General features: G+C 70.0%; 15 protein-coding genes and 1 tRNA gene. 5 read left to right on the top strand and 11 right to left on the bottom strand.

Annotated features, from left to right (window positions below; genetic code table 11):
• Position 1: 1 nt before the first annotated feature.
• The 5 genes from FBY22_RS41100 to FBY22_RS41080 are packed head-to-tail and all read right to left on the bottom strand — an operon-like array spanning position 2 to position 3,516.
• Positions 2-1,168, bottom strand: a complete 1,167-nt coding sequence (locus tag FBY22_RS41100) for a class E sortase (RefSeq protein ID WP_142153657.1) — start codon at positions 1,166-1,168, stop codon at positions 2-4.
• On the bottom strand, positions 1,165-1,803 hold the full coding sequence (locus FBY22_RS41095; RefSeq protein ID WP_142153655.1) for an aminodeoxychorismate/anthranilate synthase component II: 639 nt from the start codon (positions 1,801-1,803) through the stop codon (positions 1,165-1,167). The genes FBY22_RS41100 and FBY22_RS41095 overlap by 4 nt, the downstream gene beginning before the upstream one ends.
• Positions 1,800-1,991, bottom strand: coding sequence for a hypothetical protein (locus tag FBY22_RS41090; protein ID WP_142154648.1), 192 nt, complete (start codon positions 1,989-1,991; stop codon positions 1,800-1,802). Before FBY22_RS41090 ends, FBY22_RS41095 begins: the two co-directional genes overlap by 4 nt.
• A gap of 23 nt (positions 1,992-2,014) precedes the next feature.
• The gene (locus tag FBY22_RS41085) at positions 2,015-2,713 is read right to left on the bottom strand and encodes a class E sortase (RefSeq protein WP_142153653.1); all 699 of its coding nucleotides are present in this window, start codon (positions 2,711-2,713) and stop codon (positions 2,015-2,017) included.
• Between the two features lie 23 nt (positions 2,714-2,736).
• Positions 2,737-3,516 (bottom strand): DUF881 domain-containing protein, encoded by a 780-nt coding sequence (locus tag FBY22_RS41080; protein WP_142153651.1) that lies wholly within the window; start codon positions 3,514-3,516, stop codon positions 2,737-2,739.
• 142 nt (positions 3,517-3,658) lie between these two features.
• Between FBY22_RS41080 and crgA the strand changes: the two genes are divergently transcribed.
• Positions 3,659-3,913, top strand: coding sequence for a cell division protein CrgA (gene crgA / locus FBY22_RS41075; protein WP_058924281.1), 255 nt, complete (start codon positions 3,659-3,661; stop codon positions 3,911-3,913).
• Positions 3,914-4,159: 246 nt separating this feature from the next.
• Here the strand turns inward: crgA and FBY22_RS41070 are convergent, their stop codons facing one another.
• Together FBY22_RS41070 and FBY22_RS41065 are read right to left on the bottom strand one after the other, a co-directional pair.
• Positions 4,160-5,044 carry a rhomboid family intramembrane serine protease gene (locus tag FBY22_RS41070; RefSeq protein WP_142153649.1) on the bottom strand — a complete coding sequence of 295 codons (885 nt, stop codon included), beginning with the start codon at positions 5,042-5,044 and terminating at the stop codon, positions 4,160-4,162.
• 127 nt (positions 5,045-5,171) lie between these two features.
• Positions 5,172-5,705 carry a peptidylprolyl isomerase gene (locus FBY22_RS41065; protein ID WP_142153647.1) on the bottom strand — a complete coding sequence of 178 codons (534 nt, stop codon included), beginning with the start codon at positions 5,703-5,705 and terminating at the stop codon, positions 5,172-5,174.
• 303 nt (positions 5,706-6,008) lie between these two features.
• Here FBY22_RS41065 and FBY22_RS41060 point away from each other — a divergent pair, with 303 nt between their 5' ends.
• On the top strand, positions 6,009-6,710 hold the full coding sequence (locus tag FBY22_RS41060) for a DUF5324 family protein (protein ID WP_142153645.1): 702 nt from the start codon (positions 6,009-6,011) through the stop codon (positions 6,708-6,710).
• Positions 6,711-7,203: 493 nt separating this feature from the next.
• Here the strand turns inward: FBY22_RS41060 and FBY22_RS41055 are convergent.
• A tRNA-Ala gene (locus FBY22_RS41055) sits at positions 7,204-7,276 on the bottom strand.
• A gap of 182 nt (positions 7,277-7,458) precedes the next feature.
• Between FBY22_RS41055 and FBY22_RS41050 the strand changes: the two genes are divergently transcribed.
• Both FBY22_RS41050 and FBY22_RS41045 read left to right on the top strand, forming a co-directional pair.
• On the top strand, positions 7,459-8,007 hold the full coding sequence (locus FBY22_RS41050; RefSeq protein ID WP_142153643.1) for a DNA-binding protein: 549 nt from the start codon (positions 7,459-7,461) through the stop codon (positions 8,005-8,007).
• A gap of 169 nt (positions 8,008-8,176) precedes the next feature.
• Positions 8,177-9,772, top strand: coding sequence for a serine/threonine-protein kinase (locus FBY22_RS41045; RefSeq protein WP_142153641.1), 1,596 nt, complete (start codon positions 8,177-8,179; stop codon positions 9,770-9,772).
• Here FBY22_RS41045 and FBY22_RS45850 read toward each other — a convergent pair.
• The gene (locus FBY22_RS45850) at positions 9,736-11,076 is read right to left on the bottom strand and encodes a hypothetical protein (protein WP_313905485.1); all 1,341 of its coding nucleotides are present in this window, start codon (positions 11,074-11,076) and stop codon (positions 9,736-9,738) included. The genes FBY22_RS41045 and FBY22_RS45850 overlap by 37 nt on opposite strands.
• A gap of 172 nt (positions 11,077-11,248) precedes the next feature.
• The gene (locus FBY22_RS41035) at positions 11,249-11,377 is read right to left on the bottom strand and encodes a DLW-39 family protein (RefSeq protein ID WP_003999697.1); all 129 of its coding nucleotides are present in this window, start codon (positions 11,375-11,377) and stop codon (positions 11,249-11,251) included.
• A 338-nt stretch (positions 11,378-11,715) separates the two neighbouring features.
• On the opposite strand from FBY22_RS41035, the gene FBY22_RS41030 reads away from it, so the two are divergent.
• Positions 11,716-12,075 (top strand): DUF6344 domain-containing protein, encoded by a 360-nt coding sequence (locus tag FBY22_RS41030; RefSeq protein ID WP_142153639.1) that lies wholly within the window; start codon positions 11,716-11,718, stop codon positions 12,073-12,075.
• Positions 12,076-12,328: 253 nt separating this feature from the next.
• Here the strand turns inward: FBY22_RS41030 and FBY22_RS41025 are convergent, their stop codons facing one another.
• On the bottom strand, positions 12,329-12,808 hold the full coding sequence (locus FBY22_RS41025) for a hypothetical protein (protein ID WP_260845378.1): 480 nt from the start codon (positions 12,806-12,808) through the stop codon (positions 12,329-12,331).
• Between the last annotated feature and the right edge of the window lie 82 nt (positions 12,809-12,890).

Raw genomic sequence — 12,890 nt, 5'->3', positions numbered from 1 at the left:
CCTACTGGACGAGCGCATCCGGCTTGCCCTTGCTGCGCGGCCGTTCCTCGACCATCTTGCCCCAGACGATCAACCTGTACTTGCTCGTGTACTCCGGCGTGCAGGTGGTGAGGGTGATGTAACGGCCCGGCCGGGTGAAGCCGGACTGCGGCGGCACGGGGTCGATCACGCTGGTGTTGCTCGGCGACGTCACCGGCAGCATGGACGTCATCTTGTAGACGTAGTAGTCGTCCTGCGTCTCCACGACGATCTCGTCGCCCGCCTTGAGCTTGTTGATGTAGCGGAACGGCTCGCCGTGCGTGTTGCGGTGGCCGGCGAGCGCGAAGTTGCCGGTCTTGTCCGAGGGCATCGCCGTCTTCAGCTTGCCCTCGCTGTAGTGGCCGACCATGCCCTTGTCCAGGACCTTCTTGTTGCTGACGCCCTGGGCTATGGGTACGACGACGTCGAGCTCGGGGATGTGGAGGATGGCGAAGCCCTGACCGGGCTGGAACTCCCCCGGCTCGCGCTTCCCGCTCGCCCAGTCCTTCTGCAGGCTGCTCGTCTCCTTGTCCGCCTGCGCGTGCGCCCGGACGTTCGTCCACCACAGCTGGTAGGACACGAACAGCAGCATCAGCACACCGGTGGTGATGAACAGTTCCCCGACGGCCCGGCTCGCGATGACGCCCGGACTCGGCTTGCGGGCGCGGGCCTGCCGACGGGCCTCGACGCGGGAGAGGGGCCCGCCGGAACCGGACGAACCGGAGGAATCAGGCGATTCGGCGCTCTCCGGCGACTCCGATGCCGCGTGTGCGCCCCCATGACGCCCACCACGGCGCTTGGCGGCCTTTCTGCGGGCCGCTCGTCCGCCCGAAGGGGTTCCCGATGCCGGTGTTGCTGTTGAGGCGTCAGAGGGCGTTCTGGACGCGCCCGGCGGCGGATCGGGGATCCGCAGCGCCACCGTCTCCTCGTCGATCGGCGGCAGGTACGGCTCGTACGGTCGGTACGGCTCCTCCGTCACCGGCGCCGCGTACGGCTCTTCGGCCGGTGCCGCGTGTCTCCCGTGCCGCCCCGCCTGGTCCGCGTGCCGTCCCGCCGCATCCCCGTACCACTCCTCGAACGCACCGGACGCCTCGTAGGGCTGCTGCCCGTACGAGGCGTCGGTCTCGCGCTCGGGGCGCAGTGCGGTCACGCCGTGGCCCTGCCCACCACCGGGGCGAGCCCCGCCGACCTCGCCACCGCGCCCTCGTCGCCGCACTCGACCAGCCAGTTGGCCAGCATCCGGTGCCCGTGCTCGGTGAGCACGGACTCGGGGTGGAACTGCACGCCCTCGACCGGGAGTTCGCGGTGACGCAGGCCCATGATGATGCCGTCGTGCGTGCGGGCCGTGACCTCCAGCTCGGCGGGCACGGTCAGGGGCATCGCCGCCAGGGAGTGGTAGCGGGTCGCGGTGAAGGGGCTGGGCAGGCCGGCGAAGACGCCCTTGCCCTCGTGCTCCACCAGCGAGGTCTTGCCGTGCAGCAGCTCCGGCGCGCGGTCCACGACACCGCCGTACGCCACCTGCATCGACTGCATGCCCAGGCACACGCCGAAGACGGGCACACCGGTGGCGGCGCAGTGGCGGGTCATCTCGACGCAGACGCCGGCCTCCTCGGGCGTGCCCGGGCCCGGCGACAGCAGCACTCCGTCGAAGCCGTCCTGGGCGTGCGCGGTCGCCACCTCGTCGTTGCGCAGCACCTCGCACTCGGCGCCCAGCTGGTACAGGTACTGGACCAGGTTGAAGACGAAGCTGTCGTAGTTGTCGACGACGAGAATGCGGGCGCTCACTGGTTGTCCACCGTCACATCGTTGAAGGGCAGCAGCGGTTCGGCCCACGGGAAGACGTACTGGAAGAGGACATAGACCACCAGCAGCACGAGTGCGAGCGCGATCAGCGCCCTCACCCACACGTTCCCCGGCAGATGCCGCCAGATCCAGCCGTACATGCCGTCCCTTCCGTTCCGCCACGGCTCCATACTCACGCCGTATCCGCACCAGACTAACGGCGCAGCGCCGCCGGTTCGCCTTCCTCCACAGGCTGTGTGCCGTCCAGGTGCGCCCACACGATGAGCCGGTGACTGTGCCCCCACTCGGGATCGCACGTGGTCAGCGTGAGATACCGGCCCGCACGCGTATACCCCGACTTACGTGGGACAGGGTCGATCACCTCAACGTCGGTGGGAACGGTTTTGTAGGGGCCTTTGTCGATCCGATACGTGAACCAGGTCGTCCCGTCGGTCAGGACGACGGCGTCCCCGGGCCGCAGCCTGGGGAAGTCCACGAACGGATCGCCGTACGTGCGCCGGTGCCCGGCGACCGCGAAGTTGCCCACCTCGCCGAGCCGCGCGGTGTCCGCGTAGTGCCCGAGGCCCTTCTTCAGGGTGTTCACCTCGGTGTTCTCCAGCACCGGCTTGTTCCACGTGAAACCGAGCCGCGGGATGTACATGATCGCGAAGGGTCGGCCCGCCACATACGGAGCGGGCCGGGCGGGAGCGGTGGAGCGTCCGCTCGCGGCCCCGGCGGTCGACTTCGGCCGTGCCGTCTGCTTCGACCACTGGTCGTGCAACACGTCGATCTGGTGGTTCATCGCGCCGTCCGCGCGCACGCCGGTCCAGAACAGCACGTAGACGACGAAGAGGCAGATCAGGGTCCCGACGGTGATGCACAGCTCGCTGAGGGTCCTGACGACAACGCGCACCGGCAGCTCCCGAACCGCTCAGTTCACTCCACGGGCTGGGCGTAGTGCACATCCACTGTGCCCGAGTAGCCGGGAAGAGTCACCGTCCCGTCCTGCGTCACTTTCCAGCCGAGGCCGTAGACGTTCACGTAGACCATGTAGTTCTGGATCGCGGCGGAGTCGGACAGCGCCTTGTTCAGCTTGTCCGGGTCCCCCACCGCGGTGATCTTGTACGGCGGTGAGTAGACCCGGCCCTGCAGGATCAGCGTGTTGCCGACGCAGCGCACGGCGCTGGTGGAGATCAGCCGCTGGTCCATGACCTTGATCCCCTTGGCGCCGCCCTGCCACAGGGCGTTCACCACGGCCTGCAGGTCCTGCTGGTGGATGACCAGGTAGTCCGGCTGCGGATCGGGATAGCCGGGGAGCTTGGCGGTGGCGTTCGGCGGGGCGTCGTTGAGGGTGACGGTGATCGCCGTGCCCTTGACCTTCTGCGTGCCGGCGCTCTTCTCCAGGGCCGACAGCTTCTCGTCCTGCGCCTTGCTGCTGCCGTCGTCGCGTTCGGCGAGCGACTCGACGTCACCGCGCAGGGAGGCGTTGGAGTCGTCCAGTTCCTTGTTCTTCCGGCTGCGCTCCTGGATGAGGTCCGAAAGCTTCAGCAAGGACGTGTCCGTCCGGATATTGGTGCCCTTGGCCGTATTGAAACTGGTGAAGAAAATGAGCCCCGCGAGGGCGAAGACGGCCACTGTGAGCACCCGTACGGGCCGGAAACGGCGGCCTGGGGCAGCACTGGATCCGGACCGGGGGGAGTCGGCAGAATTGCTCAACGTACCCTTATCTCCTTCGGCACCGCGGAAGCACTACGCTAACGGACGCCCGGGGGAGCACTAAGAGTCCCCTTGTACGCTGCTCCGGAGCCAGCCACAGTTCCCTGCGCGGCCACGCAGCGCATCGACAGGAGAGACCCTCGTGCCGAAGTCACGTATCCGCAAGAAGGCCGACTACACGCCGCCCCCGGCGAAGCAGGCGACCGCCATCAAGCTGACCAACCGCGCCTGGGTGGCGCCCGTCATGCTGGCCATGTTCGTCATCGGGCTCGCCTGGATCGTCGTCTTCTACGTGACGGACGGTTCACTGCCCATCGACGCACTGGACAACTGGAACATCGTGGTGGGCTTCGGCTTCATTGCCGCCGGATTCGGTGTCTCCACCCAGTGGAAGTAGCTCTGCCCAGGGGTATGCGCTGAGTTATCCACAGCCCGCGAAATATCCACAGGAGCCCTGGGGATAAAGAACGACGATCTGTGGATAACCAGTCCGCCATTGACGCCGGTACGACTGTCGCACCCATCATCGCAAGCTTGTTCGCCCCCTGCCTGAGCTGCGGAAACACCGCTCAGTGACAGGGGGCACAGCTGTTCCCGCGCATCATGCACAAGATTCGCCACAGGCTGTGGACAACCGGGCACGTCAGGTGAGCTGAGCCGTCCTGAGCAGGGTGACCACCACCACGGCGGCCAGCACGAGCGCGCTGGTTCCGTACTGCACGAGGGCGCGGCGCTCGCGTGGGGCGTGGACCATCCCGTACCCCGTGACGACGCCGGCCACCAGGCCGCCGATGTGGGCCTGCCAGGAGATGCCGCCCCAGCCGAAGGTGATGACCAGGTTGATGGCCAGCAGGGCGATGATCGGCCGCATGTCGTATTTGAGCCGGCGCATCAGCACGGCGGTGGCGCCGAAGAGGCCGAAGATCGCGCCGGAGGCACCGAGGGTGGCGGTGTTCGGGGAGGCCAGGAGGTAGGCCAGGGCGCTGCCCGACAGACCGGAGACGAAGTAGACGGTCAGGTAGCGGGCGCGGCCGAGTGCGGCCTCGAGCGGTCCGCCCAGCCACCACAGGCTCAGCATGTTGAAGGCGATGTGCCAGATCTCCTGGTGCGTGAACATCGAGGTGACCATGCGGTACCACTCACCGCCCGCGACGCCCTGGTTGGGCGTGTAGGGGGCCGGTGGCCAGGCGCCGAGGAGAACCAGGTCGTTCAGCAGCGAAGACCGCACGTGCACCGCGATGAACACGGCGACGTTGATGCCGATGAGGATCTTGGTGCACAGCCGCGGGTCGGCGGTGACAGTACCGCCGGCCACGGTGCGGGGCCGGGAGGCGGCCGGGGCATGGCCCGTACCGGAGTCGCCGCGGGCGCATTCGGGGCACTGGAAGCCCACGGAGGCGTTGACCATGCACTCGGGGCAGATGGCGCGCTCGCAGCGGGTGCAGCGGATGCCGGTCTCGCGGTCCGGGTGGCGGTAGCAGCCGGGCACGCTCTGGGCGTCCTGCGAGCTGCCTGCCGCGTGTTCCATGACATCCCCTAGGTCGTCGTCCTGGTGCCGGGCACGAATGCACCGCCCCGCCCATCTTTACGGATGAGCGGGGCGTTTGGTTCCTGCCGTGCGGGGACTCGCCTGTGGGGAGTCGTCCCTCGCGGTCTCAGCCCTCGCGGGTCTCGACGACGACGGACTCGATGACGACGTCGTTGACCGGACGGTCGGTGCGCGGGTTGGTCGGCGTGTTGATGATGGCGTCCACGACCTTCTGGCTCGCCGCGTCGGTGACCTCGCCGAAGATGGTGTGCTTGCGGTTCAGCCACGTCGTGGGCGCGACGGTGATGAAGAACTGCGAGCCGTTGGTGCCCGGACCGGCGTTGGCCATGGCCAGCAGGTAGGGCTTGTTGAAGGAGAGGTCCGGGTGGAACTCGTCCTCGAACTGGTAACCGGGACCGCCGGTGCCGTTGCCCAGGGGGTCGCCGCCCTGGATCATGAAACCGCTGATCACCCGGTGGAAGACCGTACCGTCGTAGAGCCGGTCCGTGGACTTGGCGCCGGTGGCGGGGTTGACCCACTCACGCTCGCCCTGGGCGAGCTCGACGAAGTTCCGGACCGTCTTCGGGGCGTGGTTCGGCAGGAGCCGGACTTCGATGTCGCCGTGGTTGGTCTTCAGGGTGGCGTAAAGCTGCTCAGCCACGATCTGCCTTCCGTTGTCTTCCTGTGACCCCCCGATCCTCGCACGCTACGCGCCCCGCGTCGCCCGGCACCTGCTTCCCGTGGGAGATCCGGGGTATCCGGTTGCGGAAAACCGGCTCGTACCCCCGGGTACCGAAGCGCTGCGCGGCGATCCGTGGCATTGTCGACGACAAGCTCTCGTTGCCCCGTATTCATCCTCATGACCCGGATGCCCGCCCTCGCATGCCTGGTGATTCGTTGGCAGGCATGATCCGTAAAAGGGTGGAAAGTCGAATTACCGTACGCCACCGAGGAGGAGGAACCCGTGACCCGCATCGACAGCGTGCGCGCCGCGACCGGTTCGGCGAAGGACAGCGTGCTGCACGCCGCGGAAGTGGTGGCGCCCTACGCCGAGACGGCCAAGGACAGGACCGCGTACTACGCACAGGAGGCCCGCGTACGGCTTGCGCCGGTAGTGACGCAGGCCGCCGGTCAGGCCCGCGTCCAGTACGGCGCCCACGTCGCACCGCGCATCGAACAGGCCCGTACACATGTGCCGCCCAAGGTCGACCAGGCCGCTCATGAGGCCGCCGCTCGTACCCGCAAGGCGGCCCGGCAGGCCGCCGAGTACTCCCGGCCGAAGATCGAGCAGGCCGTGGCCGCGGCCGGGCCAGTCAGGGACGAGGCCACCGCCCGCGGTGTCGCCGCACTGGCGGCGCTGCGGGGCCAGGTCTCGCCGAAGGAGATCCAGAAGCTGGTCCGCAAGCACGAGCGGCGGGCGCGGGCCGGTCGGGCCGCACGCGTGCTGTTGGTGCTCGGCGCCGTCGCAGGCGGTGCCTTCGCCGCCTGGAAGTGGTGGGACAAGCAGGCCAACCCCGACTGGCTGGTGGAGCCGCCGGCCGCGACGGAGGTTCCGGAGTCGAGCCGGCTGACGTCGGTGGACGGCAGCGGCCAGGCCGCTCTGGACCCCGAGGTCCAGGTCAAGGAAGCCGAGGAAGAGGCCGCTCGGCACGACGAGGGAAACTGACGGCCTTCCACGCCGACAACGCCGTGGGGCGGGAGACTTGAGGGTCTCCCGCCCCACGGCGTTGTTTCACGTGGAACATCCCTCAACGCCGTCCGTTCGCGATGACGTTTGCAACGACCAGTACCTACGAGCGCCCTACGCGACCTGCACCGCGATCCCACGGACCCGGCCCACCCATGACGTTTGCGCAAATCGACATGACGGCTGCGGGTCCAGGCCCGTGACGCACGTCACGCCCATGGGCCGTCCGGGTGGCCGAACCCGGCGGCAGGAGCGCCGGCTCCCGCCCGGGAGCGGAGACCGGGAGCGGGCAGCTCCGCGGCCGGACCGCGCGGGGTGGCCGCAGCGCCCGGGAGACCGTGGCCGCCCCTTGATGACCGCCTGTCGCCTCCCCGGCTCCGCCGCGTGGAGGCCCGCTTCCCGCCCGGCGGTGCGGCCGACGGCACGAAAAACCCCTCCGACCGCGTCGTGCCAGGTCGGAGGGGTTGATAAGTGGAGCCTAGGGGAGTCGAACCCCTGACATCTGCCATGCAAAGACAGCGCTCTACCAACTGAGCTAAGGCCCCGTGAGCGAGACGCCCTGCCGGAAGAACCACGTACCGGCGGCCGCCGGGGACCAGAGTACCGGGTCACCCCCGGGATCTCGCAAAAAGATTGGGGGTCCCCGCAGGCGACCACGCTCCGTAAGATGCTCGGCGTGGTTCGCTACAGCGAACCACAGTACTTGGGGAAGCGATGGGGAGACGCAATGGACGCCGCACAGCAGGAAGCGACCGCGAGAGCGCGGGAACTGCAGCGGAACTGGTACGGGGAGCCTTTGGGGGCGCTCTTCCGTAAGCTCATAGACGATCTCGGTCTCAACCAGGCTCGTCTTGCGGGGGTACTCGGTCTGTCCGCTCCGATGCTGTCGCAGCTGATGAGCGGTCAGCGGGCGAAGATCGGCAATCCGGCGGTCGTTCAGCGGGTGCAGCTGCTGCAGGACCTGGCGGGGCAGGTCGCGGACGGCAGTGTCAGCGCCGCCGAGGCCACCGATCGCATGGAGGAGATCAAGAAGTCCCAGGGGGGATCAGTGCTCAGCAACACCACGACCACGACCAGCAGTTCGGGTGCGCCGACGGTCAAGCGGGTGGTCCGCGAGATCCAGTCACTGCTGCGTTCCGTGGCCGCCGCGGGCGACATCATCGACGCCGCGGACACGCTCGCCGCGACCCACCCCGAACTGGCGGAGTTCCTGCGCGTGTACGGCGCCGGCCGCACCTCGGACGCGGTCGCGCACTACCAGTCCCACCAGAACTGAGCCGAAGGCCCGGTCCACCGAAGGGGGTTCGGCGGACCGGGCCACGGACGAGGCGGATGCCGATGCCGCCGCGGGGGAGTTCCGGAGCAGGGGGCGCGAGGGGGAGTCGTATCGCTCGTCGAGGGGGAAGCAAGGGGGGTAGCCGCAGGGGGAGGAGCGACGTACAGCCATGGGTGAGGTCTTCGCCGGCCGGTACGAACTGGTCGACCCGATCGGGCGCGGAGGGGTCGGCGCCGTCTGGCGCGCCTGGGACCACCGCCGTCGCCGCTACGTCGCCGCCAAGGTGCTGCAGCAGCGCGACGCGCACTCGCTGCTGCGCTTCGTGCGCGAGCAGGCTCTGCGGATCGACCACCCTCATGTGCTCGCGCCCGCCAGCTGGGCCGCCGACGACGACAAGGTCCTGTTCACCATGGACCTGGTGGGGGGCGGCTCACTGGTCCACCTGGTGGGCGACTACGGGCCGCTGCCACCGGCGTTCGTCTGCACGCTGCTCGACCAGTTGCTGTCGGGGCTTGCCGCGGTGCACGCGGAGGACGTCGTGCACCGTGACATCAAGCCGGCCAACGTGCTGCTGGAGGCGACCGGCACGGGCCGCCCGCACCTGAGGCTCTCCGACTTCGGCATCGCCATGCGGATGGGCGAGCCGCGGCTGACGGAGACCAACCTCGTGGTGGGGACGCCCGGTTACCTGGCCCCCGAGCAGATGCTGGGCGCCGAACCGGACTTTCCGGCGGACCTGTTCGCGGTGGGCCTGGTCGCGCTGTATCTGCTGGAGGGCGCCAAACCGGACACCAAGGCGCTGGTGGAGTACTTCGCGGCGCACGGGACGCCCAGCGCGCCCAAGGGCATTCCGGAGCCGCTGTGGCAGGTCGTGGCGTCGCTGCTGCAGCCCGATCCGCAGGCGCGGTTCCGCACTGCCACGGGGGCGCGCAAGGCGCTCGCCGCGGCCACGGAGCTCCTGCCGGAGCCCGGTCCGGACGACGAGTTGATCGAGATATTCGACCAACTCGGCCCCCTTCCGACCGGTTTCACCGCCGACGGTCCCCTCAAACGGGCGCCGGGGGTCGGCGCGAGGCCGGGAGCGACCTTCGCCACCGGCGACGTACGGAGAGGGCCGGCGTCCCGGCCGGACGAGCGGGACGCGCCGTCGGGGCCGGGCGGGCGGACGGACGCCGGGACCGGCTCGGTACCGGCGGAGGAGCATGCGTCGCTCTCGGGGACGGCGTCGCCCGTGGGGCCGGTTCCGGGGACGGCATCCACGCCGACGGGGTCACGGCCGCACAGCGACCCTCGCCCAGGCACCGGGCCCCGGCAGGCGGCCCGCACTCCCGTTCAGCCGCCGAGCATGTCGGACACCGGCAGCTTCCAGCTGCCGCCCCCGCAGGACACCGGTTCCTCCCCGCGCACTCCCGCACCTCCGGCGCGCCCCCCACAGCCACCGCTGTACGCCGGGCCCCAGGTCCCCTCCGTCCCGCCGCCGGTCCGCCACTCCCCCGACGAGGCCACGTACGCCCTGTCATTCCCCCGGCCCGCGCCCCCGGCGCCCGATCAGCGCGCCGAGGCCTCCACGGCTTCGTACACCGCCGAGGTTCCGCTGGTTCCCCGTTCCGCGCCGGAGGTCCCCGGCGGGGCCGGGCGCCGGGACCGTCGTGCCGGCCATCGCCGCGCACGCCGACCGGGCCCGCCCGCGACGGTGGTGTTCCCGCTCCTGCTGCTGGCGCTGGCCTGTTACGCCGTGGGGTTCTGGGCCCTGGCCCGTATCTGAACCACGGCCCGCCGCCGGGCCGTCAGGGTCCACACGCCGAGGACGACCAGCAGCACGGTCCCCGCCCCGATCCCGCCCACGGCGAGGGCCCTCATGGCGGTGTCGCCGCCCCCGGTCCCGAGGTCCGCGCCGGTCGCCCTTTCCTGCGGGCTGACCTGGAAGAGGTGCTGCGGGACGGACTGTCCCGCGTAACCGGGGCCGTCCTGCGCCGTGCCCTTGATCCGCACGCGCAGGGTCAGTCCGAAGGGACCGTCGCCGAAGTCGTCGGCGACCGCGGCGGAGAGGTGCACGGCGAGGTAGTACGAGCCCGCGAAGCGCATGCCCTTGACCCGGGGGACGCCGGTGTAGCGGTTGCGGTAGTCGACCGGTGGCACCGGGGCGAGAGCGGCGGCCCGGCGACTGCCGTCGTATCCCCTGTCGGTGTCCTCGACGGTGGCGCGCACCGGGTTGTACAGGGTCAGGTCCAGGGCGTCGGCCGTGTAGCCGCGGGCGTCGCCGCCGGTGGCGTCCAGTTCGGCCGTGGCGGACAGCTGCTGGCCCCAGTCGACGGGGACCCGGTAGAAGAGCGTCTGCCCGGGCGAGAGCCCGGTGCGCCAGACCCCTTGGCCCAAGGAGGCCGCCTGGGCGAACCCCGGGCCGCCCGCGCGGGACCGGGCCTCGCCGGTGGGGGGAGCGGGCGTGGCGGAGTCCCAGGACCGGGGGGCGGTCGCCTCCCCGGCCTGCCGCAGGCCCGGCTCGGTCGCGGCGGTCAGCTCCAGGTCCCAGTCGGCGCCCGGGGAGTCGGCGGTGCCGAGCCGTTCGACGACGACGTAGTACGTACCGCCGTCCGTGCACAGCGGGGTGCGCGGGGAGGTCGTGCGCGCGCCCGACGCCGTGATGGGGTGCGGGCTGCCGGACGCGCCGAAGCGGACGGTCTGGGTGGAACAGGAGTGGCCCTCGGGCGACCGCACCGACACCTTGAGACCGTCGCTCAGCGAGAGCTTGTCGTCGGTGCGCGGTACGGCGGTGGCGGAGACGTAGGCGTTGGAGTCGGCGTCGAGTTCGAGACGGTAGTAGCGCGTCGCGGCCCGGGGGAGGGAGCTGCGGTAACTCCCGCCGGGCCGGAGGGTCTCGGCCTCCGTGGGCTGCGTCGCGCCTTCGATCGGCCTGGCGTCCGGGGCGAAGCCGTACGAGGAGGACGGCGAGGAGGACGTGACCTCGGACGCGAAAGCCGATGTGCCGACCGCCGATGTGCACAGCACCGCCGCCACGGCCGCCGTACGCCACCCCATCTCGCGCCACCCCTCGTCGTCACGGCCCTCCAAGGCGGGACCGTCGCCCATCCTGCCCCGCGGCGCCGCGCGTCACCCGCGCATTGCGTACGAGCGTCCGAAACGCCCGCTTCCAGGGGCTTCCCCAACCCCTCGGACGACTCGCCGCAACACAAAACCCCGACCGTCGGACGGCCGGGGTCTGCTCAGAATCGGATGTCGGTGCTCAGGAACCCGTGGGCACGGAGTCGGTCGCCTCCGTCCACAGATCCTGCTCGGCGCGATCCGCCTGGATCTGGCGGTACACGAGGAGCCCGCCGATGGCGGCCAGTGCGACCAGGAGAAGCTTCTTCACCGCGCGACCTCGTCTTTCCTTGACGTAGGGGACCTCTGGCGCCCGACTATACACACCGACCGATACCGATCGGTGACCTGTGTACGCCCCCCAACTTCCCTCCGGGGGAACGCAGTAGAACCGGAGCCGACCGCTCCTATCTGACGGTGATCACACCCGCACGGACGGTCACTTGGTCCCTGCTTGCGTATTCTCCTCCACTTTTCTGGCTCCTTGCACCCATTCGTGTGGTGTTCATCTGAAGATCGACGTGCCACGGGCGTCGGTCCACCACTTCGCGAGCCTCATACACATCATGAGGAAAGTACGCAAATCGCCCAACCCGAAAGTGAGGGACCATGGCCCGGAACCAGGTCATGAAGCTGTGGACCGCCTTCGTCACCGCCTTCCTCGCGCTGTGCACGGCGCTCGGACTCGTCACGACCACCGCCACCGCGTCCGTAGCGCGGACCGAGGCGACCGGCAACACGACCGCCGGTGCCGGCACCGGCGTCACGGGACACCACGTGACGATGCCGACGGCGTCGCACCAGTGGTCCTGGTCCCACGCCGCGGCCCTGCCGCCCACGATGAAGCAGCGCATCGGGGCCGAGGCCCACGGCAAGTCCCCCAGCTGCCGCCACCGCCCGCTCGACGAGACGGACGCGACCGTGCAGGACGGCTCCCCCGAACCGGCCGCCGCCGCCCCGTGCGCGTGACCCGACGGACGCCACGGAACACCCTGAGACTCCTCGCAGTACCCGCGGTATCCGCAGCACCGAAGACGTGACACACCGGCAGCACCGCAAGACCGGTAACACGCAACACCCGCAGTACCCGCAACACCCGAAGACTTGAAGCGCCCGACGTTCCGAAGCAGCCGCACATGTACTTCACCGCATCGCCGGCACCCTCGCCCAACCGGGACTTCCGCCAGGACCCCGACCAGGATTTCCGTCCGGGACAGGCCCTCTAGCGCCGGCCCGCCGCCAGCGCCAGCCAGTGGGCCACCCTGCGTACGGTCGTCTCGTCGAGCCGCTCGGCGAGAGCCTCCACCGCACCGAAGTCGTCCGGACCGAGGTCGTGCAGGCCCGCCTTGCCGAGGCCCGCCACGAGCACCTGCCGACGCCGGCCGTCCATGCGTTCCGTGAGCCTGCTGGGCCGCTCCGGGCCACTGGAAGAGGCCTCGGCCGCCGGCACCGGCGCCGTGGCCGTCGTAGCGGCGAAGGCGTCGAACCGTTCCCACGCTCCCGCTCCCGGGCCCCACAGGGCGACCTCCAGGTCGCCCCCACGCGCGCGTACCGTGTGCGCCATCTCCGCGAGCGCGTACTGCACGGGTGAGCGATGCGGTGATTCCGCGCACACGGCCCAGGCCTCGGAGGACGGCCGGTAGACCATCGCGACCCAGCGGGGAGTTCCTGACGGCTGCGGACTCTGGGGACGTGTCGGCACTGCGCTCACCCCTTCGGAAGCTGCACGGCAGGGGGGACCATAACTGACGACCAGTCAGATAGCCAGTGCGCTCCCGCGTGCT

The organism is Streptomyces sp. SLBN-31 (genome assembly GCF_006715395.1).
Taxonomy (GTDB): domain Bacteria; phylum Actinomycetota; class Actinomycetes; order Streptomycetales; family Streptomycetaceae; genus Streptomyces.
Note: the sequence above shows the minus strand (reverse complement) of the source record. Positions and strands in the feature narration are given on the sequence as shown.

Bases quoted from the DNA above. Each gene is read 5' to 3' on its own strand.
- FBY22_RS41090 (WP_142154648.1), bottom strand. From the start codon at position 1,991: ATGGAGCCGTGGCGGAACGGAAGGGACGGCATGTACGGCTGGATCTGG.
- FBY22_RS41050 (WP_142153643.1), top strand. From the start codon at position 7,459: ATGGACGCCGCACAGCAGGAAGCGACCGCGAGAGCGCGGGAACTGCAG.
- FBY22_RS41070 (WP_142153649.1), bottom strand. From the start codon at position 5,044: ATGGAACACGCGGCAGGCAGCTCGCAGGACGCCCAGAGCGTGCCCGGC.
- FBY22_RS41045 (WP_142153641.1), top strand. From the start codon at position 8,177: ATGGGTGAGGTCTTCGCCGGCCGGTACGAACTGGTCGACCCGATCGGG.
- FBY22_RS41030 (WP_142153639.1), top strand. From the start codon at position 11,716: ATGGCCCGGAACCAGGTCATGAAGCTGTGGACCGCCTTCGTCACCGCC.